This window comes from Butyrivibrio sp. (genome assembly GCF_017635265.1).
Lineage (GTDB): Bacteria > Bacillota > Clostridia > Lachnospirales > Lachnospiraceae > Butyrivibrio.
This window is the reverse complement of record NZ_JAGBLU010000137.1, coordinates 104,327-128,553: the sequence shown is the minus strand read 5'-3', so window position 1 is coordinate 128,553 and position 24,227 is coordinate 104,327. Positions and strand designations below refer to the sequence as shown.

The following is a 24,227-nucleotide window of genomic DNA, read 5'->3' as shown; positions in this document are numbered from 1 at the left end:
ATTATAAAGCTCCTTTTGTACTAAGAACATCAGTTATTCTTGGGTCAATACATGTAGCCATATCAAGCGATTTTGCAAAAGCTTTAAACATAGCTTCTATTTTGTGATGGTCATTGGTTCCGGCAATAACTCTCAGATGAATATTCATCATTGCAGAATAGGAAACCGCATAGAAAAATTCGCTAACAAGTTGTGTGTCAAAATCACCTACCATAGGTGCCTTAAAATCTGCATCCATCACAAAGTATGGTCTTCCGCACAAATCAACAGCTGAAAGAACAAGGGATTCATCCATAGGAAGAATCTCATTTCCATATCGCCTGATACTTTTCTTATCACCAAGTGCCTGGAGTATAGCCTGCCCCAAAACTATTCCGGTATCTTCAACTGTATGGTGTCCGTCAACATTAAGATCCCCTTTAACCTTAACTTCCAGATCAAAAAGGCCATGTTTTGCAAAAGCTGTGAGCATATGGTCAAAAAAGCCAATTCCGGTTTCTATGACAGAAGTGCCATTTCCATCCAAGTTAAGCTTTACGCTAATATCTGTCTCATTAGTTTTTCTAATAACACTTGCAATTCTTTCACCCATAATTTGTGTCTCCTGATTATATGTAAACAAAATCTTGCGAATCAATTATAAACAATCTATAAAACTTGCATTTTATACTTACTTTAGAAAGTTTACTTGCAAAATTCGAATCTGACTGCAATTGAATTTGCATGAGCCGTGAGTCCTTCTTCTTTGGCAAAAAGCTCAATATCATTATGAACCTTATGCAAGCCTTCCTTTGAATACGATATAATACTGGTTTTCTTAACAAAATCATCCACACTTAATGGAGAGAAAAATCTGGCCGTCCTATTTGTCGGCAATATATGATTAGGACCGGCAAAGTAATCACCAAGCGGCTCTGAAGAATACTCTCCAAGGAAAACAGCACCTGCATTTTTTATCCTGGTCATCGTTTCAAATGGATTTTTTGTTATAATCTCCAAGTGTTCCGATGCAATAGCATTTGCGGCATCAACAGCATCATCCATTGTGTCTGCAATAAATATGTAGCCATAATTGTCTAAGGATTTTTTTATAATATCAGCTCTTGAAAGAGTTTTTAAAAATTCATCTATTTCTTCAGATACTTTTTTTGCAATTTCTTCGGATGTGGTAATAAGAATACTGCTTGCAAGCTCATCATGTTCTGCCTGAGATAATAAATCTGCGGCAACAAATCTTGGATTTGCAGTTTCATCTGTAAGAACAAGTATTTCACTGGGACCTGCAATTGAATCTATTGAAACATGTCCGAAGCAGGCTTTTTTTGCAAGTGCCACAAAAATATTACCCGGACCCGTAATTTTGTCTACTTTTGGGACAGATTCTGTGCCAAAAGCCATAGCGGCAATTGCCTGCGCTCCGCCTACTTTGTAAATTTCAGTAACACCTGCAATGTCTGCAGCAACCAAAGTTCCTGCATTTACTTTACCATCCTTGGATGGAGGTGTACACATGATTATTCTCTCTACTCCTGCCACTTTAGCAGGAACTACATTCATAAGCACACTTGATGGATAGGCTGCTTTTCCGCCCGGAACATAAACACCTGAAATTTCAATCGGAAGAATTCTCTGTCCAAGTATGCTTCCGTCTTCCTTCGTGTCAATCCAGCTGTTTCTCTTTTGTTTTTCATGGAATACCCTGATGTTTTCAGCACTTTTTTTCATTACATCTATGAAATCATCAGAAAGTTCATTATATGCATCTGCAATTTCTTCTTTTGTGACTTTGATTGTGTCTTTTGATACATCGAACTTGTCAAATTTAAGGGTGTAATCGAAAAGTGCTTTGTCACCGCTGTTTCTTACATTTGTAATTATTTCATTGACTGTATTTTCATATTCAGCATAGTTTCCCGGATTTCTTTGTAAAAGGTTACCTAAAAGCTCTTTTTTAGTTTCATTTGTCAATTTACATATACGCATATTTTTACAGGTTCTCCTTTATATCATTAATAAGCTTTCTGATTCTTTCCGTTTCCATCTGCATGCTGACCTGGTTAACAATCATTCTTGCAGAAAGCGGGCAAATTTCTTCCAAAACCTCTAACCCGTTTTCTTTGAGAGTTGAACCGGTTTCAACTATATCAACGATGACATCACTTAAATTCACAATAGGACCAAGCTCAACGGAACCATTAAGCTTAATGATGTCAACTGTCTGGTGCTTTTTGTTAAAAAAGTAGTCTTTTGCTATTTCAGGATACTTGCTTGCAACACGTATCATTTCGCGATGTTCCAAAAGCTTTTTGGCCTCAGCCGGACCACAGACACACATTCTGCACTTTCCAAAGCCAAGATCCAAAACCTCATAAACTCTTCTCTTTTCTTCCATTATGGTATCTGCACCGACAATTCCTATATCAGCTGCCCCATATTCAACATAAGTAGGAACATCAGGTCCTTTGGCCAAAAAGAATTTTAATTTTAATTCTTCATTGGTAAAAATCAGTTTTCTTGTTTTTTTATCCAGAATCTCATCACAGGAAATACCGCATTTTCCAAGTATCTCCATTGTTTTATCTACAAGTCTCCCTTTTCCAAGGGCAAATGTTAAGTACCTCATTTATCCTCCGATCATTCAGGTAAAAGACATACATTTTTACCCTGTAGTCTTAGCTCTGTTGCACGTTTACAAGCTTCTTCAAAATTACTATCATTATATGTAACAGTAATTAAAGGTTCTTCATGTTCTAATTCAATTTGTTGTCTTTTACATGCTGATAATAAATCATCCAACATAATGGCAAATCCAATAGCCGGGGCGTCTTTACCGTATTTTCCAAGGAGATTATCATATCTGCCGCCTTTGGCAATAGCATCGGGAGCCCCATAGGTATAAGCACTAAATATTACTCCCGTATAATAATTAAACTTACTGAGAACTCCAAGATCAAAGGATATATATTTTTGAACACCGTAACAGGTAAGTACTTTATACAGACTCTTTAGTCTTTTTACCGCATCCAGCGACATTTTGTTATTTGCAAGATTTTCTGCTTTTTCAAGTGCATCATCGGAGCCGGTAAATTCAGATACCTTCAAAATCTGATCAATGTATTTAGAGTCAATTCCTCTTTTATTCATAAGGTTTTCAGCAGCAAAATAGTTTTTTGCAGTAATCTGTTCTCTTATGCTTTCCTCGGTTTCCGTATCAATTCCTGCTTCAATGCAAAGCCCTTTATAGTATCCGGCATCTCCTACACTTATCTGAAAATCCTTAAGTCCGACACTTTGCAAACAGGAAACCAAAAGAGCAATCACCTCTGCATCAGCCATTACAGAATTTTCATTCATAAGCTCTACACCAATATTGTAGTTCTCTTTAAGTTTTCCCTGAAGATTGGAGGTATTAAGGAAAGTTTTTCCCTCATAACAAACTCGTACAGGAGTACCATTTTCAAGCATAACCTTTGAAGCGCATCTGGCAATAGAAGGCGTAAAGTCAGGTCTAAGAACCAAAGTGTTTCCTTCTTTGTCAAAAAACTTATAAAGCTCTTTTGCATCGGATGTATTTATCTCCTCTGCAAAAACGTCAAAATACTCAAATGTTGGCGTATCAATATCCTGATAGCCAAAACTTTTCATTTTTTTGTGAATCTTATCTGCAACTATTTTTTTATCGCTACACTCTGCGCCATAAATATCTCTTACTCCATCAGGAGTATGTAAAAGAACTTTATTCATAATTACCTCTTTTCGCTTTCACAAAGTAAAGTGCTAATTTGATAATATGCTAATATAGTAAAGAGTTTACCATCACGCAAATAGTTATGTCAAATACTTATTCTCTTTCTTCTAAATCTTTTTGAATGGCATCAAGAAAAGGAATAAGTATTCCGGATTCACCCGGCGTTTTTATCACATATGACAGGTCAAGCTCATCATGACGAAAACTTTTTCTTCCGCCGTTTTCAGCTCTGTCCCAATAGTTTTTTAAATTCCTGTAGGGTAAATAATAGAATTCATTCAGACTTGTAAAATATATTAAAAAGAAAGCAACACCATCCTGTTTCTCAAAGTCCTGCATAAACGCAACCTGATGGGGATGGATATTCTCTAAAGCGAAAGTGGTTGTGGCGCATTCCTTTGCATCAAAACAAACAGGAATGCCCTGAACAACTCCAATGTAATCTACGGTACTTTTCTGATCAAAGTACGCAAGTGTAATATGTCTTGTTTCTTTTTCAATGTTAATAGGTGTAATAGGCGTAGGAATCTTCTGTATAAGCGCAAGCCCCAGTTCCTGATAGCGCTCATTTGATCTGTTGATCAATTCTTCTAAAGTTGAACCTCGAAGCCCCCTTGATTTCCAGGTTGGCATACTCCCCTCCTCCATAACCCAATATTCACACCAAAAGAATTTTGGGATATTTGAATGTAATGTGTGTCAAATACCCGAAAAAAATGTTCCTAAATCATGTCAAAAATACCGGGCTGTTTTGCAACAAACTTTTTCCCTGCTAAATAGCTGAGTTCTCCGGACATATCAGCCGGAAAACTGATGCAAAAGCTGTGCAGTATCTGATAGTTTATATTTTTAAATTTTTTTCCGCCATATTTTATATCCCCAACAAGCGGATGCCCGATACTCGAAAGATGCGCCCTTATCTGATGCGGCTTTCCTGTTATAAGTTTAACCTCTAATAAAGAAAAATTCAGATCTTCATTATATTTTAAAGGAACATACTCTGTCTCTATATATGAGTATCTCTCATCTTTGGGATCACTGTTTTTAATAAAAACCTTATTTTGTGATTCATCTTTATAAAGGTATCCCTTAAGCCTTATAGCTTTATCTACCTTTCCGGATACAATCGTCCTGTAATACTTATCAAGTGTTCTGTCTTTAAGCATATTATTCATTGCTCTGGCGCCGCTTAAAGACTTGGCGCATATAACCAGCCCCGATGTATTTCTGTCCAGCCTGTTGCATATAGATGGCTTATATGTTAAAAGACTTTCCCTGCTAACTTCACCTTTATCCATTAGGTAAGATATAAGCCAGTCATTTAAGCTGATGTCGTTTTTTTCAGCTTTTTGGGAAAGTAGTCCTGCTGGTTTATTTACAAAAACAACATTTTCATCTTCGTAAATCACCTCAACATTCAGGCCTTTAAATGTATCTGAACCAAAACCTGATGTTTTTTCTTTGTTCTGACCCACAAACTTATTTAGTGTTTCATCAGAAAAGTAGATTTTAATAGTATCTCCAACCTGTAGTTTTTCTTTTCCATCAGCTTTTTTATCATTTAACGTTATATTCTTTTTTCGAAGCATCTTATAAATAAAACTTCCGGAAGCATTGGATAAATATGATTTCAAAAAGCTGTCTAATCGCTTATTTTCTTGATTTGCAGTAATCTTAATTTCTTTCATAATTTTTTATCTATCAAAACAAACTAAAAATTCAGTTCTTAATTATCATAAGGAAATAGACAAAAGCACTCCTGCCGGTGTCTGTACAGTTCCTTCCTGCCAGGAATTTTCAATGGCAAAAGGATCAATTCCTTTCTCATTGCGGAGCTTTTCAAGTTGAGACAGTCTTTCACAAAATTTTTCAGTATTGGTGAAAACCTTGATGCTGTAGCCGGAATATCCGCTTCCCACCATCATTTTTTTTATGTGCTTTTCACAGTCGGATTCTTCCATATCCTTATCAGCAGCCAATGCACAGATATTTTTATCCAGTACTGTAGATGCCGCTATATAATAATTCTTGTCATAAGATGTAATGATATGATCATAATGGATTAAAAGCCCGCCCTTTACCCGGGAAATTTTCTCATAATCTCCCAAAGAACATCCTTTAGCCCTTAAAAACATAATAAGATTAACTCCGCTCCATCCTGTAGGAAGACATAAGACAGCAGCAATTATACTAAATATACTTTTCTGGCTTTTGTATATAAAAAGTCCTGAAAAAAATATTGCAAGAACTACGAGAAGGAACACTATAGTTCTTATTATTGCCACCTTTTTCCTGTACTCGATGTACCCAAATTCACCTTTAAATGCTTTTTTCATATTATTCACCAGTTACTCTACTCCCAGTTTTCTTAATTCATCTTCTGTAAGTTTTCTGTATTCTCCATAAGATAGATTCTCATCAAGGACCAAAGGACCAAATGTTATCCTTTTTAAAAATACCACTCTGTTTCCTATGGCTTCCATCATTCTTTTTACCTGATGAAAACGTCCCTCATGAATGGTAAGATGAATCACCGGGTTACCATTATCATCTTTTCCTTTTTTACATACTTTGGCTTCAAGTGTAAGAAAAGGGTCTCCATTATCTTTTTTATCACCGATATCAACGCCATTTTCCAGTAGTTTAATATCATCATCGGAAATATCTTTTTCAAGATGCACCTCATAAGTCTTATCAACATGCTTTTTTGGTGATAAAAGCCTATGAATAAGGCCGCCGTCATCAGTTAAAAGAAGAAGTCCCACTGTATCAATATCAAGGCGTCCCGCAGGATTAAGCCCTCTGACATTTTCAGTCTTTAATAGGTCAAGAACCGTTTTGTTCCTGCCATCAGTAGTTGCCGAAACAACTCCATCCGGCTTATTAAGCATATAGTAATGAAATTTACTAAATGATAGAATTTTACCATCAAAAGTGATCTCATCATTACTCTCATCTATGTGAATATCAGACTTTTTGACAGGTTGACCATTAACCAGACATCTTCCGTTTTTTACATATTCCTTTATTTGTTTACGTGTGCCAATATTATGGTCACCGAGAAACTTATCAAGTCTCAAAACTTTTTCCTCTTTAATTTGAATACTCCGGAACATTTACAGGTTCACTCTGAGTATATAATTCGTAATTGTTGTAGGCTCTGCACACAATTTGTGGGTTGGTAATACCTTTAGGAATTAAAATGTTAAATGATTGGGTTTCCTTTGTTCTATCCCACATTTGCAGCAAAGAAAACGTATTTCCGCCATCATAGCTATATGAAAAATAAATAACAGGACTCTGGCTGTCCTTCGTACTCATCTGAACTAAAGCATTTCTACTTGTTGCGTCAAATGAAAGTACTTGTGCTTTACAATAATCAGGCTCGGTAAGATCCTTGGAAAGAGGACTTTTTGGTTCGCTTACACTTTTCACATTAAATGTACTAAAATCTGCGCCTGTACTTTTTGATGACAGATGAAAATATTTGGCAACTGCGGTTGCATCAGTAATTCCAAGGGTCTGCATGAAGTTTGCACTTCTAAGTAAAGGGAGATCATAAATGTGATCAAGATAAGCATGCTCAATAATAACGCAAGGAATCTCTCTTGCTACGCTTTGCCTGATGATACCATAATAATCTTTGCCGCTCTGCCCAAGCTTGGTTTTTACTCCCTTCTTGTATAATCCAAGGCTTTCAAGGTCATCCGAAATAATCTGCCCAAACTCAGCTCCTTTTTTATAATAATTTCCAAAACCTGATGTCCAGATTTCTGAGCCATAAAAATCATGTTCTAATGATGCATTAAAATGAATACTAAACATAAAGTCTGCATTAACACTTTGTGCAAAAATAGCTCTTTGTTCAAGAGAAACAATAGTATCAGTTGTTCTTGTTAAGTAGACTGTTACATTATCATATTTTTCCAGCTCTGCTTTCATTGCAGTGGCAACCTGCATAGTAAGCTCTTTTTCAGAAAAGCCATTATATTGAGCGCCAAGGTTTCGTTCTCCTGTTCCACCATGTCCGGGATCAATAACAACCACGACAGGTTTTTCATTTGATGCTTGCACATCTACTGTATCAATGTTGAAAGCTATTCCTAAAATCAGAACAAAAATAAGGCAAAACGAAACAATACAATTTTTCATAAGTCCCCCACTTATATACTTAAGAATAAATAAGCTGTCGCATTTAGCGGCAGCTTATATTGTTGATATCAGTTGAGCATATCAAGATTTATTCCTTCTGCTGGTGCTATAGCTTGTGCAGACTCGGCGCCTGAAGACGACGTATTACCTGAAACTTCCGGCTGTTTAAGATCAGCTCTGTTTGACTTTATAACTTCACTATATTGAGTAAGCGCTGAAAGAATACTGTCATTACTTTGTGAAACTGACTTAACGATATCCATACTATGCTGTTTTACTGCATCAATGATTTCATCATTATTTTTGCTTGTCGCATCAATTGACTGTGCAATAACATCCTCAACTCCGGCTAAAAGCTGATCTGTATACTGAACAGCAGCTCCCTTCATGTTGTTCGCCTCAATCATTGCATTATCAAGTATTTCTTTTGCCTGCATAGCTGCCTGTGAAACAACTTCATTGGCCTGTGCATATGCCTGCTGCATGATCTCGTGTTCGTTAATCAGCTGATTTGTTTTTATTGTTGCCTGATTAACTATTTCTTCAGCTTTTTTTCTGGCATCATTCAATATTGCCTCTTTATTACTGATTATCTTCTGATACTTTTTTATTTCCTCAGGAGTTTTGCTTCTAAGTTCTCTTAAAAGCTCATCGATTTCCTCTTTATTAACAATGATCTTGGTCTGTGAGAGAGGCTGAGGTTTACAATTATCAATATAAGTTTCTATTTCATCAATGAGCTGTTCTATTCTGCTGGTCATTATAATTTCCCCCATAGTTATTTTCGAAAGCCATACTTTTTATACAATGTATCTGCAACAAACTCCGGAACACAAGGAGTTATATCGCCGTTATAGCTCGCAACTTCCTTAACTACAGAACTACTAAGATATGAATATTTGATTGATGTTGTTAAAAAAACCGTATCGACCTGATTGTGTGATAGCTCTTTATTGGTCTGGGCTATTTGCAATTCATATTCAAAATCTGTAATAGCTCTAAGTCCACGAATAACGATATGTATATTTTCTTTTTTACAATAGTCTATTAATAGACCGCTAAAAGACTCAATATAAACGTTATTCAAGTCGCTTACCGACTCCCTTAACATTTTAACACGTTCATCTAGCGTAAACAATGGAGTTTTGGCTGAATTGCACATAACAGCAACTATAACCTTATCAAACATCCGGGATGCGCGTTTTATAATGTCTAAATGTCCGTAGGTAACAGGATCAAAACTTCCCGGGTAAACTGCAACCTTCACTGTTACTCCTTTCTATAAAGGAATACATGTTTATTTGTTTTATATTCCTTTTCTCTTCTAACTTCAAATCCGTAATCATCTGCGAACGAAAAATCCATATCCAAAGAACTTTCAATAATTATCATTGTGTTTTCGGTAACATAATCCATGTTTGAAAGACTGCTTAATGTTCTTTCATACAAATCTTCATGATATGGCGGATCTATGAAAATAATATCAACTTCTTTTTCATGAATATTTCTGATGCCAAGAACTACATCCTGTTTGAGAACAGTCGAAACATCTTCAAAATGTGTAGTCCTTAAATTTTCCATAATGCACTTATAAGCAGGTGTGGCATTTTCAATAAAATATGCCCTTGTAGCGCCTCTTGAAAGGGCTTCAATACCTATTCCGCCACTACCGGAAAACAGATCAACAAAAACCGATCCCGGAACCTGATTCTGTATCATATTAAAAAGTGTCTCTTTTATTCTGTCCTGAGTAGGTCTTGTATCATTTCCATCAGGAGAAACAAGATGCAGTCTCCTTGCTGAACCCGCAATTACTCTCATAATCTCACCTTTGTTCCTTTTGTATCTCTGCTTGTAACTTTAAGATGTCCAAGCTGAAGTTCTTTGTCATTGTGTTCAATGGCCTTTTCTTCCATGTCATTTAAATAATATACGTCTCTGATATAATCATTTTTCCCGAGGCGCATTCCTCTTACACCAACAGCAGCCTTCTTCTTTTCAGGTATGGTGTCTACATAAAATCTCAAGAAGTATCCTTCATTGGTGCGAAGAATAACAGTCTTTTGTGTATGAAGAACTTCAACATTTACAACTTCATCGTCGTCCATAAGCTTGGTTGCGGCAACAGTTCTCTTTGAAACATCAAATTCACCGCCATCAACAATCTTCATCATTGCCTGTTTGGTAGTAAAGAGAAGTCTGTAAAGATTAAGTTCAGACTGACTGGCAGCAAGGACAATATTTTCTTTTGATGCATCGAAGTTGCTGACATTATCTATCGGAACACCTTTATCTCTCATTTTCCCCTGTGGAAGGTCCATTGCTTTTACTGTATGAAGATTACCTGTATTTGTAAAGAAACATACTTTTCCGGTATTCTTCATAATAAATGAGAATTTGAATTCAGCTTCAATTGTCTCTTTGTTTTTTTCATAAGTTGTAGCATCAATTGTTTTGGCATAACCAAATCTATCCATGATAAATGCTACATTTGTTTCTTCTACCGGCTTTTCTTCATAAACAGCAGTTTCTCTGTTGTCTATTACAGTTTTTCTGGCAGATTGATATTCTTTCTTGATCTTGTTGAGATCATTTTGAATTACCATAGACATTGATTCATGGCTTTCCAAAATATCCTCATATCTGAAAATATTGGCTACAGTCTGTTCATGTTCTTTGATAAGAGCGTCAAGCTCAAGCCCGATGAGCTTATATAGTCTCATTTCAAGAATCGCATCAGCCTGAGCTTCGGTAAACATGAGCTGTGAAGCCATAGCTTCGGATTCTCTGGACTTAAAATTAATGCCTTCAGTCATTCCGTTGACCAGACAGTTTTTTGCCATCGCCCTGTCTTTTGAGCCTCTAAGTATTTCTATAACAAGATCGATAACGTTGCAGGCTTTGATAAGACCTTCCTGTATTTCTTTCTTTTCCTGTTCTTTTTTAAGCAGCGTTGTATACTTTCTTGTTGCCACTTCAAACTGGAAATCTGCGCAGGCTCTCATGATCTCTTTTAGAGACATGGTTTCGGGTCTTCCGTTATCAATTGCCAGCATATTAACACCAAAAGTATCTTCAAGCTTTGTTTTTTTGTAAAGAAGATTTGTAAAATTCTCTACATCTGTATCTTTCTTAAGCTCAATGACAATTCTGATGCCTTCTTTTGATGACTGATTAGAAATATCCACAATATCATTTGTGATTTTCTTTTCAGCAAGCTCAGCAACATCAGCCATGAACTTGCCGATTCCGGCCCCGATCATTGTATAAGGAATTTCTGTAATAATAAGGTTGATGTGACCGTTTTTCCCTTTTTCGGTCTCAACCTTACCTCTTATCTTAATCTTACCCTGACCGGTCTCATAGATATTCTTAAGCTCATCTTTGTTAATTACGATTCCGCCTGTTGGGAAATCCGGTCCCTTAATATATTTCATCAGATCCCTGGTAGTCAAAGAATCATCCTGGATATAAGCAATCTCAGCATCAATGACTTCAGCAAGATTATGAGGCGGAGTGCTGGTTGCCATACCAACAGCAATACCCTCGGAGCCGTTTATAAGAAAGTTCGGAATCTTAACAGGAAGTACCGATGGTTCTCTTTCTGTTTCATCGAAGTTAGGTAAAAAATCCACAACATCCTTATCAAGATCCTGAAGAAAGTTTTCCTGAGTAACTTTTGAAAGTCTGGCCTCTGTATAACGCATAGCAGCGGCACCATCACCTTCAATATTGCCAAAATTTCCATGACCATCTACAAGAGGAATCATCTTTTTAAAATCCTGAGTCATTACTACAAGACAGTCATAAATAGAGCTGTCACCATGAGGATGATATTTACCCATGGTATCGCCCACTATTCTGGCACTTTTTCTATATGGTCTGTCATATCTTATACCAAGTTCATACATATCATATAAAGTTCTTCTCTGAACCGGTTTAAGACCATCCCTTATGTCAGGAAGAGCTCTCGCAATTATGACGCTCATGGCATAATCTATGAAAGACTTCTGCATTACTTCAGAATATTCGGTTCTAATAATTCTATCTTCCACCATTTTTCCCCTAACAAACCTTAAATATCTAATTCAGCATCTGTAGCATGCTGGTGTATAAAATCTCTTCTCGGAGGTACATCAATACCCATGAGAAGCTCAGTCATTTGAGATGCCATTTTGGCATCCTCGATTTCTACAAGCTTAAGAAGCCTCTTTTCAGGATCAAGTGTTGTTTCCCATAGCTGAGTGGGATCCATTTCACCCAGACCTTTGTATCTTTGAAGCGTAAAAGAGCCCTTGTGAGTTTTTCTGTATTTTGTAAGCGCGTTATCATCATACAGATACTCTTCCTTGCCTTTGGAAGGCATTGCTTTATAAAGAGGCGGCATTGCAATATATACATGTCCCTGATAGATAAGCTCCGGCATAAATCTATAGAACAATGTCAAAAGAAGCGTTGAAATGTGTTCACCGTCTACATCGGCATCCGCCATAATAATAATCTTGTCATATCGAAGCTTATTTATATCAAAATCATTGCCGTATCCTTCAGAAAAACCGCAGCCAAAGGCGTTGATCATTGTCTTGATCTCTGCATTTGCAAGAACCTTATCAATACTGGCTTTTTCTACATTAAGGATTTTACCTCGTATAGGAAGAATAGCCTGAAAATTCCTGTCTCTTGCCATTTTGGCACTGCCACCGGCAGAATCTCCCTCAACTATGAATATCTCGCATTTCGAAGCATCTTTACTGATACAATTGGCAAGCTTACCGTTTGAATCAAAGGAATACTTCTGCTTGGTGAGCATATTTGTTTTAGCTTTTTCTTCTGTCTTTCTGATCTTGGCCGCTTTTTCGGCACAACCTATGATGGATTTTAATGTTTCAAGATTTCTGTCAAAAAATCTTGTCATTTCATCGCCGGTTATCTTGGATACAATCTTAGCCGCATCCTGATTATCAAGTTTTGTTTTAGTCTGACCTTCAAATCGTGGATCGGGATGTTTAATAGAAATTACCGCAGTCATGCCATTTCTGACATCAGTACCTGTAAAATTGTTATCCTTATCTTTGAGGATGTTAAGTTCTCTTGCATACTGATTGATAATGTTGGTAAACATTGTCTTAAAGCCTGTAAGATGAGTTCCGCCCTCAGCATTATAGATATTATTGCAAAAGCCAAGCACTTCCTCATGGAATTCGTTGACATACTGAAATGCCACTTCCACTTCAACGCCTTCACTTTCACCGCTAAAGGAAACCACATCATGGACAGCCTCTTTGGATTTGTTCATGTCCTTGATAAATCCGGTGATTCCATCAGGCTCATGGAATTCAACGTATTCCTCCACGCCGGGACGCTTATCCTGAAAAATAATAGTCAGTGAAGGATTAAGGTAAGAAGTCTCATGAAGTCTTGATTTTATATCATCTTCTTTAAATCTTGTTTTTTCAAAAATTGTATCGTCCGGTAAAAAATTGATGGTAGTTCCGGTTTCTTTGGTGGTTCCCAGTGGAGTCAAAAGTCCATTTTTGAGCTCGGTTGTAGGAATTCCGCGTTCATATGTATCTTCATAAATGAAACCGTCTTTTTTTATTTTTACACTCATTCTTGTCGAAAGAGCATTAACAACGGATGATCCTACACCATGAAGACCACCGCTGGTTTTATAAGCATTATTATCAAACTTACCACCGGCATGAAGCATAGTAAGAACAACACGCTCAGCAGTAATACCTTTGGCGTGCATTCCTACAGGAATACCTCTTCCGTTATCTTCTATTGTAGCTGAACCATCAGCCTCTAACGTGACGTGGATTTGTGTGCAGAACCCTGCAAGATGTTCATCAACAGCGTTGTCTACAATTTCATAAACAAGGTGATTAAGTCCCCTTGTTGAAACGCTACCGATATACATACCTGGGCGCTTCCTTACGGCCTCAAGCCCCTCTAAAACGGTAATACTGGAAGCGTCATATTGTTCGTATGCAGCCATTCAAAAACCCCTTTTCAAAACTTTTTCTGTAAATAATTAAAATAAAAACAAATTAAAAATGTAACTTTTTGGTAACAGTTACAGCCAATGCTCCCGGCCCGATATGGCAGGCAACTGACAAAGAAAGAGGATCCATATGGATATCAAATCCCGGAAATGCCTCTTCAACTTCTTTTTTCCATGCTTTTGCAGCTTCTAAATCCTTGGTATAAGCACATGCAATGTAGAAGTCTTTTTTCTCCATACCGCCAAATCTGTTTTCAATATCAGATTTGATAGCGTTTATCATTATATTTTTGCCCTGACTGGTAGTTCTTGCCTTAGCAAAAGCATCAAGTTTTTCGCCCTGAATCTGAAGAACCGGCTTTAATCTAAGGAGCGTTCCGAGTGCAGCTGCAGCCGGAGTGATCCTTCCGCCTTTTTTCAGATAGTATAACGTATCAAGCATGATATAAATACTTGATTCGAATTTAGTATCCATTAACTTTTTGACAATTTCTTCAGCTGAAAGTCCCGCTTTTGCCATCTCAAGTGCATCTAGTGCAGACTGTCTCTGAGTAACAGATATTCTCTGATTATCTACAACAAAAACTTTTCCTTCATATTCCTGACTTGCAATCATGTAGGCACTCTGACATGAACCTGAAAGACCGCTGCTCATTGGAATATAAATAATCTGATCATATTCCTCCAAAACCTTATCCCATAGAGACATAAGCGAATCAGGTGAAGGCTGGCTTGTAGAAACTGATGCATCTTCTCCAAGCTTTTGATAGAACTGATCCTGTGACAGATTTATGTCCTCAAAAAAATCTTCATCATTTATACGAAATGGCATAGGTACAACAAAAAGCCCCAACTCCTTGGCCTGCCCCTGAGTTACACCACTATTACTATCAGTAATAACTGCAATCTTAGACATAATATAGTGTTTTCTATCGACAAAAAGCCGATAATCCTCCTATTTTCATACTATTACACTAAAATAATATTACTTTTATAAGATTGTAAAGTCAACAAAATTTGCAGATTTTGTACCAAGCAAATCTTTAAGTACAGTATGTTGTGGAAGTTCTAAATCCGGATCTTCAGAAAGAATTCTGTCAGCATCCATGGCAGATTCTTTTACCAGATCGCTGTCGCCGTATATATCGCCAATTCTAAAATTAAGATTCCCGCTTTGCCTTACACCGAACAAATCACCGGGGCCTCGTTGCCTTAAATCTTCCTCTGCAATCTTAAATCCATCATTTGATTTATTCATTATATCAAGTCGCTGTTTTGCTTCTTTAGAATCGGAGGTATTAATGAAAATGCAGTAGGACTGCGCATCTCCCCTTCCAACTCTTCCTCTTAACTGATGAAGCTGCGACAGCCCGAATCTTTCGGCATTTTCAATCATCATAACAGTCGCATTTGGTACATTTATACCTACCTCAATAACAGTAGTGGAAACAAGAACATCAATGTCTTTTTTGGCAAAAGAATCCATTATTTGATCCTTTTGAGCAGGTTTCATTCTGCCGTGTAACATATCAACTCTTATATCAGAAGGAAGAACAGCCCTTAGTTTTTCAGTATAATCAGTAACATTTTCAACGTTATCAAGTTCGCCCTCTTCTACCATTGGACAAATAATATAGGCCTGATGCCCGGCTTCAATCTGACTTTTGATAAATTTATAAGCTGTAGGTCTGTAGTCCGTTCCTACAACACAGTTTTTTATCTTTTTTCTTCCGCCCGGCAGCTCATTGATCACAGATATGTGAAGATCTCCGTACAGGATAATAGCAAGTGTCCTCGGGATTGGAGTCGCACTCATCAAAAGAACATGTACTTTATCACCTTTTCCCGCAAGAGATTCCCTTTGTCTGACTCCGAATCTATGCTGTTCATCTGTCACAACCAAAGCAAGATTCCTGTAGTTTACTTTATCCTGAATAAGAGCATTCGTTCCAATGATACAGTTTACTTCACCTTCACTTATTTGCCTTCTGGCTTCCTTTTTAGCCTTTTCGGATAAAGCTCCTGTAAGAAGAACAGGCTTTAAAGCCTTTAGATCATATTTTTTTATTATCTCCTTAAAACTTTCGTAATGCTGAGCTGCCAACACCTCTGTCGGAGCCATTAGCGCCCCCTGATATCCGTTGGCAGCTGTAGTCAATAGAGCCAACAAGGAAATGATGGTTTTTCCGGAACCAACATCCCCTTGAATAAGTCTGTTCATTACACTCTCGCCCAAAAGATCATTTTGTATATCCTTCCAGGCCTGTAGCTGTGCATTTGTCAGATTATACGGAAGCCTTTCAAGAAGCCTTTGCGTTTCTGAAACAGCTATCATCGGATAGGCGTTTTTGATTACTTCCTGAGATTTTTTTAAAAGCCTGAGCTTTAATACAAACAGCAAAAACTCATCATAGGCAAGTCTTCTTCTTGCATTTTCCAAATCATTTTCATTGTTTGGGAAATGGATTCCAGACACAGCCTTGCTGTATCCGATAAGTCCTAATCTCTTTAAAATATCGTCAGGAACATATTCAGATAAGCTTCCGATATTCTTGAAGGCTTCATTCATTGCTTTAATAACAGTATTATTGGAAAGCCCCTTAACAAGCGGATATCTGGGTTGCATCTTCCCGCTAAGAGCCATATACTCTTCAAGCCTGTACATTTTAGGCTGATCAATTGATAAAAAAGATCCTTTTTTTTGGACAACGCCTCTAAAAACATGAGTTGTTCCGGATTTCAAGGCACTTGCCAGATAAGGCGCATTAAAGTATGTCATCTTAACTTTTGCAGTTTGATCTGCAGCTTCAAAGGCAATAATTGAAAGGTTTCTTACCCTCCTTTTTGTAATGCTCCCTATAATGGTGAGTTTCAAGGCACATACTTCACCTGTTTTAGCATCACAGGCATTAATTATAGGACCATATGTGTCATAAGTTCTTGGATAATAACTTATAAGGTCACCACAGGTATATACCCCGCATTTTTCAAACAGCTTTGCTGTTTTTTCACCTATGCCTTTTAGATTTATTACTCTTTCTTCAAATTCTCTGCGCCCCAAAACACACCTCTGTCTAAAAAACTAAAGCCAGGCAAAAAAGCCCGGCTTATGGTCATCGAACATAACTGATATCATGCAAATTATTCTGCAGAAACAATATAATAATAAATTGGTTGTCCACCATACTGAAGTTCTACATCGCACTGAGGATATTTCTCGGAAATCCTGCTTCTGAGATCATCCGCTTCCTTTTCATCTACGTCTCCGCCGTAGTAAACACTTATAAGTTCAAGATCATCATTCATCATCTTATCAAGCATATTAAATGTTACATCAGCAATTTCGGAGCCCACAGAAAGAATTCCGGAATCACCTATACCCATGTAATCGCCTTGTTTAATCTGAACGTCATCAATAACAGTATCTCTTACAGCATAAGTTACTTCACCGGTGTTAACAGTTTTTAACGCATCAGTCATAGCTGTTACATTGTCATCCAAAGAAACATCGGGGACATAATTAATTAAAGCTGTTACACCCTGAGGAACTGTTTTGGAAGGAACAACAATTATTTTTTTGCCATTGTCTGAATCTTCTGCCATAATCGCAGCCTGATTAGCTGCAAGAATAATATTCTTGTTGTTGGGAAGTACTATTACAGTATCAGCATTAACCTTATCTACCGCATCCATAATGTCAGCAGTGCTGGGGTTCATGGTCTGTCCGCCCTCTATTACATAATCAACGCCAAGGCCTCTGAATATTTCAGCCAAGCCTTCACCGGCACATACTGTAACAAAACCAACTTCCTTATGAGGCATCTGAGGAACTTCCTCAGTCTTATCATCAAGTTCAACCTTATCACCAAGGGGTATATCGTCTCCGGGGAGATATGTAGGTGTAAGTTCAGCAGCGCCATTTATCTCAGTTTTAATCTCTGCCCATGAACCATCGCTGTTCTCATGGAAGAGCTTCTCTCTGTGTTCCATTCTCATGTTGTCAATCTTCATATTTGAAAGCTGACCATACATAAGCGCTCTCTGAATAGCAAGACCGGGATCATTGGAGTGAACGTGAACTTTACAGATTTCGTCATCAGCAACCATAACAATACTATCGCCAATAGACTCAAGGAATGACTTGAAATCTATTTCCTGCTTAATATTAAGCGGTTTTGATAAAAGAACTATGAACTCTGTACAATAACCAAACTTAATATCTGCCTCTTCTACTTTCTTGCCACTTGCCATAGCTTTGGCACCCGGAGTAGTAGATTCTTCGCTTATAGAAAGATCAATTTCTTTTCCGAGGTAGCCATCAAAAGCTCCCTTAAGAACCTGCATGAGTCCCTGTCCGCCGGAATCCACAACACCGGCCTGCTTAAGAACAGGCAGCATATCAGGAGTTTTGGCAAGTACTTCATCTGCGTATTTAATAACTTCGCTGCAGAAATACTCAATATCATCAGTACCTTCAGCAGCCAGTTCATGAGCCTTTTCAGAAGCGCCCTTGGCAACTGTAAGAATTGTACCTTCCTTAGGCTTCATAACAGCTTTATATGCTGTTTCCACAGCTTTATCAAAAGCAGCTGAAAGAATCTCAACATTAAGTTCGTTATGCTCCTTAACAACCTTGGTAAATCCTCTGAGGAGCTGAGAAAGTATAACTCCCGAATTACCTCTTGCACCACGAAGTGAACCTGATGAAATAGCCTTGCAAATAGCTGCCATATCTGCGTTGTCACCAAGATTCGAAACTTCCTTGGCAGCTGACATAATTGTCATTGTCATATTGGTTCCTGTATCACCGTCCGGAACAGGAAATACGTTAAGTTCGTTAATCCATTCTTTTTTTGCCTCAAGATTCTTGGCACCAGCTAAAAACATTTTTGACAGCAGCTTAGCGTCAATTACATTATTACTCAAAACCTAATTCCTCCTAGAACTCAATCGAGCCAATTAATCTATAACACGGACGCCTTCGATGTAGATATTAATCTTCTCGATTTCGAGCCCGGTAAACTCTTCTACTTTATATTTAACAGTATCAATAAGATTATCCGATACTGCAGAAATGCTTACTCCGTAAGCAACTATAACATGAAAATCAAGTTTAAGCTTGTTGTTCTCATCAAGTGTTACATTAATGCCTCTAGTCATGGAATCAAGCTTAAGTAAGCTAACGAGTCCGTCCTTGACATTGACATTAGCCATGCCAACGATTCCAAAGCATTCCATTGCCACCGCACCAGCATACTGGGCAATAACTTCATTATCAATAGAAATATTTCCCATGTGTGTGTTTACCACAGAAGCTTTCATATAAATCCTCCTTAACAGGCAGCACATATGACCGCCGTTTTCGCATACCATATAGTATTATAATAGCAGTTAATAAAAAAATAAACCATAATTTTTGTATATTTTGCTTGCAATTGGTTTTCGTTTCTGATAATATATCAATGTTGCGGAAAGCTAAGCAATAATATGCTATTTGTTAAGATTACATGGCTTATAAGGAGGTGTCAAAATGGCTAAATGTGATATTTGTGGCAAGGGCGTTCATTTCGGTAACAACGTAAGCCATTCTCATAGAAGATCTAACAGAGTTTGGAAGTCAAACGTTCAGCACGTTGCTGTTAAGGTCAACGGTCAGTCAAAGAGAATGCACGTTTGCGCAAGTTGCCTTAGATCAAACAAGGTTGAAAGAGCTTAATGTTAATAATAAAAACTACCTGGTAGCAGGTAGTTTTTTTATTTGTCTAAAAATATTATTAAAAGCTGTACTATTCTCACTTTCCGTTAAACAGAAAAACCAAAAAGCGCAAGTTTGGAAATAATAAGCTCTCTTATTATTATTCCCCTCTCTTCTTTTTCAACGGTACTTAGCTTTGCCAGCTGCTCTATGGTATAAACCTTTTCTTTAAACCCCTTTTCATGTTTTAAGGGATCTTTGTACTGTGATGTTCTTACTCTTAAGTGAAGCTGTCTGTACACCTTATAATCAAATCCGTCTCTGTTTATATAATACAAATGACTTTCTAAAGATGTATCAAGATCTACATCATCTTTTATATACTTGGTAATTACGGTCTTGAATTTGAATGGAACCATTTCATTATTTAAGAGCTCATTATAATTATAACGAGCTCCAAAATAATATCTTTCAATATCCTGCATGTAATATTTAAAATCATCTTCGTTTACAATATTCTGCATGTTATGAATCACTTCTCTCCACTATCTAAATCTTCAATATTATCACCGCTAAATTTAATAGCACTTCTGATCTTATCTTCGTCCCATCCCGTCTCATCCATAAGTTCTTTTACGGTAACTTTCCTTCTGAGGTCTTCAGCAAGCTCACTTGCTTTATCCGCAACTTCCTGAACAAGCTTTAAAACTTTCTGACTACCGGCATCTTCTGATAAGTTCTCCTGAATAATGTTCTCCATTGCATCAAGCATAAGTTTATAGAGAAAGCTCTCTACTTCAGAAGGTTCACCAACCGCTTCAAGCATTGTCACCCCCTTTGTAAGAGCAACATTCCCCTCTCCCACAAGGTCCTCCAGGTAAACTCCCTGTTCAGAATACATTCTCGCAACATCAACAACCAATGGTAGATACATGGTAATAAGCTTTTCCTGCGCATCCTTTTCACCGGCTAACGCAGCTATTGTTATAGCCTCTTTTTCGCCATCAGTATATACAGGTAGAGCTTTTAAACTTTCAATATAGTCATCCAAATAGTTTTTTTCTTCATCGGAGAGATCTTCATCTGCAAAAACAGCTTCTGAGTCAACACCGATTTTATGGTTTTTTAAATATTCAAAAACCATCTCAAATTGTTTGTCATCAAGTTTAAGTTCTGAAAAAGCATTTTTGACTTCGTCAGAAGTTATAACATTTCTGTTTTCGCGTGCTTGTCTTGTTATATTTTTTAGAATTGTTGCAAATTCTTTTTCTTTGTTGTCTAAATTTCCCATGATGCTCCTTTATTTAACATGCTGATGTGTAAATAGATGATCCTGACAATATTCATAATTGCCGTTGCATTTCGAACAGAACCTGAATTCAAGATCTGGCGAATCCTCTTCTGTTCTTCCGCATACTGCACATTTATGTCTTGTAATTCCTTTAGGCATAATCTTTGCATTTCTTTGAAAATCTCTTCGCCTCTTAACCTCTTTTGGCCTCAAATGACTGATTTTACCTGTCTGCAGATAGAATAAGAAAAGATTGATAAACTGGAACAAAATAGCAAAGAATACGAAATAATTGCTTCCTGCTATTCCCATCACCGCATTATAAACAAGAATTGCAGCATAAAAATATCCAAGGTACTTAACTTTAATTGGTATTATAAACATGAGAAGTACCTGTACATCAGGGAAGCACATTGCAAAAGCAAGGAAAACCATTTCCTGAATATAGGAAGTACTAAAATATATGGAAAAAGCACTCATTACAGCACCGAGAGCTTCTCCTCCAATTCCAAAGAACACCTTATAAACAAGCATTGTTACAAAAGATGAAAGAATCATTAGTATAACGCCGCCGAAAATAAAGACATTATATCTGAATGTTCCCATGGTTCTTTCCATGCTTGTTCCCACAAAATAATAAAAGAACAGGGTAATGATAATAAGAATATTAAATGAGCTTGGTGGTATTAAGAGCCAGGATACCAGCCTCCAGATCTGCCCATGTAAAACAGCATAAGGATCAAGAGTCAAAAAACCAAGTATATTTACTCTTGCAGGTGCAAGCTGCAAAACATATCCAAGTACATACATTCCGATGATGTAAAGAGTAAGATTTGGAATGGCATATTTTCCAAATTTCTTTTCCATGTTGTTTAAAAATTCATTCATATATTATCCTCTGTTTTTATAAAATTATTCCTGACATTTTATCAAGAACCGCATTGACATCATAAGGCTTTGTTATATAACCGTTCAGCCCTGACTTAATAATCTTTTCTTTTTCATTGTCAGAATCATCACCTGTAATAGCAATAACAGGCACTTCTGATCTGATATCATCTTCAAGTTCCCTTATCCTCTTAATAAAAAGAAATCCCTGAAGATCTTTTTCATCAACATTAATAAGGATTGCATCAAAATAGCCACTCGGTGCAGCTTTAACTTTTTCAAAAGCGTCAAGACCATCATTGGCAACCTGCACTTCCATTCCGGCTTTCTTCATAATGTTACCGGTAATTGTCTGATTGGGAAGTGTATCTTCAACAACAAGTACTCTTTTGCCAAAGAAATTATAAAGACTGAGCTGATCTTGGAGTTTAACCTGTCCACTCTCAAAGCTACTGATATTGAGAATGTTGTTAAGTATTGTCATGAGATCCTTGCTATGTGCGTCCATCTTTGTCAGGTTCTCTTTTATCAACTGAATATCTTTTGCATTTTCCGAGAACTTTATCAAAGTGACAATATTATTTATAGGATCCCGCATATAATTGGTCATCTTATTAAGAAAAACAAATTTTTCCCTATTTGCAAGTTCAAGATCTTTTTTTGACTTTTCTTTTTCTTTTATTCTCTTGTTGTTAACGTAAACGCTATATGCTAAAAGAAGACACAATGTAGCAAGCACAGCTAAAAATACAATAAACGCACCGATAAAATTATCTTTAAGGAAATCCTTAAAAGTATAAGTATACATACGATCCGAATATACCGAAGAAAGATTATTTATATATTCGGAGCCTGTTCTGCTTAAACCTCTGTCTATAAGCTTCAACAGACCGTCATTGCCAATCTTAATTCCAAAGCATCTATCATCGGCATAGCCAAGTTGCCTGAAAGAAAGTTTGTCAAAATCTGCTCTCTTAAGCATCGAAGCTGTTCTTAATCCATTTAATGTAGTATATGTGGCTTCTCCGTTTAATACAGCTTTAAGACATGCATCGGTTGAGGGATAAAACTCAATCTTTGCATCGGGATAATGCGTCATAATGTAATAGTACTGAAGCTTATTTTTTTCATTAACAGCAAATAACTGCTGAGAATTGTCATAGTAATCGGTTGAATAAATAAGATCTGTTAGAGAAGAAATAACAGGCTTTGAAATAAACAAACCATCCTCTTCAGAGAAGAAAAGTCCTCCTCCCACAGGAAAAGCAAGTTCTATATCTCCCTCATCGATTGCCATAACCATATCATCATAACTGTCGTATGGAACATACTTTATGGTCATGCTGTCATAACCCAGCTCTTTAAACACATAAGGTAAAAGGTCTTTTACAATTCCTGTCACCTTACCATTTTCGTCTGTATCACTATAAGGAAGATAGTTATTTAAATATCCGACCACAATACTATCGTGTGTATTTAACCAGTTCTTTTCAGATTGTGTAAACGCTCTGCTGGCAAGGGTTTCCGGATAATACTTGTTTCTGAGCGAACTTATATAATCAGGGTATTCCAGAAACAACTGTTTTTGTGCCTCATTAAGCTCTTTCAAAAGATCAGACCTATCCTTACTGGTACAAATGTAATAATCACTTTCGCCAAAAGAATATAAAGTTTCTGCATGACTTCTGTCATAAATACCGTCACTTTCGCCGGCAAGTGTATCAACTTCTCTTTTGTCAAAAGCTGAAAGAAGTGCATCATAATCTCTAAATGAAACAATATTCGCATTGATTTTTTTTTCAACCAAAAATTCTTCCAAAGACTCTTTGATTGCACTGTTGAGGACACCAATACTTTTTCCCTGAAGCGAAGAAGGACTTGTAGTAATTGTCTCATCGCCTTCATGTTTAACGAGACTGTAAAGCTCTGTCCCCATAGGACTTTCAGGATAAGAAATAATTCGGCTTCTCTCTTCGGTATATGCAAGCCCGGCAACCATATCCACTTCGCCCTTCAGAAGCATATTATAAACGGTCACGAAATCACCATATACATATTCATAGTTCCATCCGGTATATTCGGATATTTTACGATAATACTCATACGCATATCCGCTCTTTACAGAATTTTCAGAAGCTCCTTCCTGAAATGCCTCATTTTGATAATATCCAACTCTGACAGTCTTGGATACTCCGCCGGATGCTTTGCCTGTAAGCGTCATATAACAAAATATGATCAAAAAAGATAATAATATCAGTACAAGACGCTTTGCACTTTTCATGTTACAAATCTCCCTTACATACTCATACAGAGTAATAATATCATAAAAGTCAGGGAATGCGAATGTCCATTTTTAAATTTTATGCAATTTAATATAATTGATTTTTATATAACGCTGCATTATAATCATATAGATTGTCTTTAGCTACATTTAATTAGTAGATATAGC

23 protein-coding genes are annotated in these 24,227 nt (G+C 37.0%); 1 reads left to right on the top strand and 22 read right to left on the bottom strand.

Annotated features, from left to right (window positions below; all coding sequences use genetic code 11):
- Nucleotide 1: 1 nt before the first annotated feature.
- The 18 genes from hisB to J6O61_RS17325 form a co-directional block, all read right to left on the bottom strand.
- Nucleotides 2-592 (bottom strand): imidazoleglycerol-phosphate dehydratase HisB, encoded by a 591-nt coding sequence (hisB, locus tag J6O61_RS17410; protein WP_292215585.1) that lies wholly within the window; start codon nucleotides 590-592, stop codon nucleotides 2-4.
- A gap of 92 nt (nucleotides 593-684) precedes the next feature.
- Complete coding sequence (gene hisD / locus J6O61_RS17405; protein ID WP_292215584.1) at nucleotides 685-1,983, bottom strand: histidinol dehydrogenase; 1,299 nt, start codon at nucleotides 1,981-1,983, stop codon at nucleotides 685-687.
- 4 nt (nucleotides 1,984-1,987) lie between these two features.
- Nucleotides 1,988-2,623 carry an ATP phosphoribosyltransferase gene (hisG, locus tag J6O61_RS17400; RefSeq protein ID WP_292215583.1) on the bottom strand — a complete coding sequence of 212 codons (636 nt, stop codon included), beginning with the start codon at nucleotides 2,621-2,623 and terminating at the stop codon, nucleotides 1,988-1,990.
- Between the two features lie 11 nt (nucleotides 2,624-2,634).
- Nucleotides 2,635-3,744: an ATP phosphoribosyltransferase regulatory subunit gene (hisZ, locus tag J6O61_RS17395; protein ID WP_292215582.1), complete on the bottom strand. Its 1,110-nt coding sequence runs from the start codon at nucleotides 3,742-3,744 to the stop codon at nucleotides 2,635-2,637.
- A 97-nt stretch (nucleotides 3,745-3,841) separates the two neighbouring features.
- Nucleotides 3,842-4,381 carry a Holliday junction resolvase RecU gene (locus J6O61_RS17390; RefSeq protein WP_292215581.1) on the bottom strand — a complete coding sequence of 180 codons (540 nt, stop codon included), beginning with the start codon at nucleotides 4,379-4,381 and terminating at the stop codon, nucleotides 3,842-3,844.
- An 89-nt stretch (nucleotides 4,382-4,470) separates the two neighbouring features.
- Nucleotides 4,471-5,436, bottom strand: a complete 966-nt coding sequence (locus J6O61_RS17385) for an RluA family pseudouridine synthase (RefSeq protein WP_292215580.1) — start codon at nucleotides 5,434-5,436, stop codon at nucleotides 4,471-4,473.
- A gap of 45 nt (nucleotides 5,437-5,481) precedes the next feature.
- Nucleotides 5,482-6,084, bottom strand: a complete 603-nt coding sequence (locus J6O61_RS17380) for a hypothetical protein (protein WP_292215579.1) — start codon at nucleotides 6,082-6,084, stop codon at nucleotides 5,482-5,484.
- Between the two features lie 12 nt (nucleotides 6,085-6,096).
- Nucleotides 6,097-6,828, bottom strand: coding sequence for a pseudouridine synthase (locus J6O61_RS17375; RefSeq protein ID WP_292215578.1), 732 nt, complete (start codon nucleotides 6,826-6,828; stop codon nucleotides 6,097-6,099).
- A 13-nt stretch (nucleotides 6,829-6,841) separates the two neighbouring features.
- Nucleotides 6,842-7,900: an N-acetylmuramoyl-L-alanine amidase family protein gene (locus J6O61_RS17370; RefSeq protein WP_292215577.1), complete on the bottom strand. Its 1,059-nt coding sequence runs from the start codon at nucleotides 7,898-7,900 to the stop codon at nucleotides 6,842-6,844.
- Nucleotides 7,901-7,968: 68 nt separating this feature from the next.
- Nucleotides 7,969-8,661 carry an ATPase gene (locus J6O61_RS17365; protein WP_292215576.1) on the bottom strand — a complete coding sequence of 231 codons (693 nt, stop codon included), beginning with the start codon at nucleotides 8,659-8,661 and terminating at the stop codon, nucleotides 7,969-7,971.
- A 17-nt stretch (nucleotides 8,662-8,678) separates the two neighbouring features.
- Complete coding sequence (coaD, locus tag J6O61_RS17360) at nucleotides 8,679-9,167, bottom strand: pantetheine-phosphate adenylyltransferase (protein WP_292215575.1); 489 nt, start codon at nucleotides 9,165-9,167, stop codon at nucleotides 8,679-8,681.
- A 2-nt stretch (nucleotides 9,168-9,169) separates the two neighbouring features.
- On the bottom strand, nucleotides 9,170-9,721 hold the full coding sequence (gene rsmD, locus J6O61_RS17355; RefSeq protein WP_292215574.1) for a 16S rRNA (guanine(966)-N(2))-methyltransferase RsmD: 552 nt from the start codon (nucleotides 9,719-9,721) through the stop codon (nucleotides 9,170-9,172).
- Entirely contained in the window at nucleotides 9,718-11,958 is a 2,241-nt protein-coding gene (locus J6O61_RS17350) for a DNA gyrase/topoisomerase IV subunit A (RefSeq protein WP_292215573.1), read from the bottom strand. The genes rsmD and J6O61_RS17350 overlap by 4 nt, the downstream gene beginning before the upstream one ends.
- Before the next feature lie 17 nt (nucleotides 11,959-11,975).
- Entirely contained in the window at nucleotides 11,976-13,898 is a 1,923-nt protein-coding gene (locus J6O61_RS17345) for a DNA gyrase/topoisomerase IV subunit B (protein WP_292215572.1), read from the bottom strand.
- A 52-nt stretch (nucleotides 13,899-13,950) separates the two neighbouring features.
- Nucleotides 13,951-14,820: a DegV family protein gene (locus tag J6O61_RS17340; RefSeq protein WP_292215571.1), complete on the bottom strand. Its 870-nt coding sequence runs from the start codon at nucleotides 14,818-14,820 to the stop codon at nucleotides 13,951-13,953.
- A 75-nt stretch (nucleotides 14,821-14,895) separates the two neighbouring features.
- Nucleotides 14,896-16,965: an ATP-dependent DNA helicase RecG gene (gene recG, locus J6O61_RS17335; protein WP_292215570.1), complete on the bottom strand. Its 2,070-nt coding sequence runs from the start codon at nucleotides 16,963-16,965 to the stop codon at nucleotides 14,896-14,898.
- Between the two features lie 80 nt (nucleotides 16,966-17,045).
- Nucleotides 17,046-18,830 (bottom strand): DAK2 domain-containing protein, encoded by a 1,785-nt coding sequence (locus J6O61_RS17330; RefSeq protein WP_292215569.1) that lies wholly within the window; start codon nucleotides 18,828-18,830, stop codon nucleotides 17,046-17,048.
- A 33-nt stretch (nucleotides 18,831-18,863) separates the two neighbouring features.
- A complete protein-coding gene (locus J6O61_RS17325; RefSeq protein ID WP_292215568.1) occupies nucleotides 18,864-19,226 on the bottom strand; it encodes an Asp23/Gls24 family envelope stress response protein in 363 nt (120 codons plus the stop codon).
- A gap of 208 nt (nucleotides 19,227-19,434) precedes the next feature.
- Here J6O61_RS17325 and rpmB point away from each other — a divergent pair, with 208 nt between their 5' ends.
- On the top strand, nucleotides 19,435-19,620 hold the full coding sequence (gene rpmB / locus J6O61_RS17320; protein ID WP_022773970.1) for a 50S ribosomal protein L28: 186 nt from the start codon (nucleotides 19,435-19,437) through the stop codon (nucleotides 19,618-19,620).
- Between the two features lie 86 nt (nucleotides 19,621-19,706).
- Here rpmB and J6O61_RS17315 read toward each other — a convergent pair whose 3' ends face one another.
- The 4 genes from J6O61_RS17315 to J6O61_RS17300 are packed head-to-tail and all read right to left on the bottom strand — an operon-like array spanning nucleotide 19,707 to nucleotide 24,059.
- On the bottom strand, nucleotides 19,707-20,123 hold the full coding sequence (locus tag J6O61_RS17315; protein WP_292215567.1) for a hypothetical protein: 417 nt from the start codon (nucleotides 20,121-20,123) through the stop codon (nucleotides 19,707-19,709).
- Between the two features lie 8 nt (nucleotides 20,124-20,131).
- On the bottom strand, nucleotides 20,132-20,890 hold the full coding sequence (locus J6O61_RS17310) for an RNA polymerase sigma factor region1.1 domain-containing protein (RefSeq protein WP_292215566.1): 759 nt from the start codon (nucleotides 20,888-20,890) through the stop codon (nucleotides 20,132-20,134).
- Nucleotides 20,891-20,899: 9 nt separating this feature from the next.
- Nucleotides 20,900-21,778: a hypothetical protein gene (locus J6O61_RS17305; protein WP_292215565.1), complete on the bottom strand. Its 879-nt coding sequence runs from the start codon at nucleotides 21,776-21,778 to the stop codon at nucleotides 20,900-20,902.
- A gap of 16 nt (nucleotides 21,779-21,794) precedes the next feature.
- Nucleotides 21,795-24,059, bottom strand: coding sequence for a transporter substrate-binding domain-containing protein (locus J6O61_RS17300; RefSeq protein WP_292215564.1), 2,265 nt, complete (start codon nucleotides 24,057-24,059; stop codon nucleotides 21,795-21,797).
- Nucleotides 24,060-24,227: the final 168 nt, after the last annotated feature.

Bases quoted from the DNA above. Each gene is read 5' to 3' on its own strand.
- hisB (WP_292215585.1), bottom strand. From the start codon at position 592: ATGGGTGAAAGAATTGCAAGTGTTATTAGAAAAACTAATGAGACAGAT.
- hisD (WP_292215584.1), bottom strand. From the start codon at position 1,983: ATGCGTATATGTAAATTGACAAATGAAACTAAAAAAGAGCTTTTAGGT.
- hisG (WP_292215583.1), bottom strand. From the start codon at position 2,623: ATGAGGTACTTAACATTTGCCCTTGGAAAAGGGAGACTTGTAGATAAA.
- hisZ (WP_292215582.1), bottom strand. From the start codon at position 3,744: ATGAATAAAGTTCTTTTACATACTCCTGATGGAGTAAGAGATATTTAT.
- J6O61_RS17390 (WP_292215581.1), bottom strand. From the start codon at position 4,381: ATGCCAACCTGGAAATCAAGGGGGCTTCGAGGTTCAACTTTAGAAGAA.
- J6O61_RS17385 (WP_292215580.1), bottom strand. From the start codon at position 5,436: ATGAAAGAAATTAAGATTACTGCAAATCAAGAAAATAAGCGATTAGAC.
- J6O61_RS17380 (WP_292215579.1), bottom strand. From the start codon at position 6,084: ATGAAAAAAGCATTTAAAGGTGAATTTGGGTACATCGAGTACAGGAAA.
- J6O61_RS17370 (WP_292215577.1), bottom strand. From the start codon at position 7,900: ATGAAAAATTGTATTGTTTCGTTTTGCCTTATTTTTGTTCTGATTTTA.
- J6O61_RS17365 (WP_292215576.1), bottom strand. From the start codon at position 8,661: ATGACCAGCAGAATAGAACAGCTCATTGATGAAATAGAAACTTATATT.
- rsmD (WP_292215574.1), bottom strand. From the start codon at position 9,721: ATGAGAGTAATTGCGGGTTCAGCAAGGAGACTGCATCTTGTTTCTCCT.
- J6O61_RS17350 (WP_292215573.1), bottom strand. From the start codon at position 11,958: ATGGTGGAAGATAGAATTATTAGAACCGAATATTCTGAAGTAATGCAG.
- J6O61_RS17345 (WP_292215572.1), bottom strand. From the start codon at position 13,898: ATGGCTGCATACGAACAATATGACGCTTCCAGTATTACCGTTTTAGAG.
- J6O61_RS17340 (WP_292215571.1), bottom strand. From the start codon at position 14,820: ATGTCTAAGATTGCAGTTATTACTGATAGTAATAGTGGTGTAACTCAG.
- J6O61_RS17325 (WP_292215568.1), bottom strand. From the start codon at position 19,226: ATGAAAGCTTCTGTGGTAAACACACACATGGGAAATATTTCTATTGAT.
- rpmB (WP_022773970.1), top strand. From the start codon at position 19,435: ATGGCTAAATGTGATATTTGTGGCAAGGGCGTTCATTTCGGTAACAAC.
- J6O61_RS17315 (WP_292215567.1), bottom strand. From the start codon at position 20,123: ATGCAGAATATTGTAAACGAAGATGATTTTAAATATTACATGCAGGAT.
- J6O61_RS17310 (WP_292215566.1), bottom strand. From the start codon at position 20,890: ATGGGAAATTTAGACAACAAAGAAAAAGAATTTGCAACAATTCTAAAA.
- J6O61_RS17305 (WP_292215565.1), bottom strand. From the start codon at position 21,778: ATGAATGAATTTTTAAACAACATGGAAAAGAAATTTGGAAAATATGCC.
- J6O61_RS17300 (WP_292215564.1), bottom strand. From the start codon at position 24,059: ATGAAAAGTGCAAAGCGTCTTGTACTGATATTATTATCTTTTTTGATC.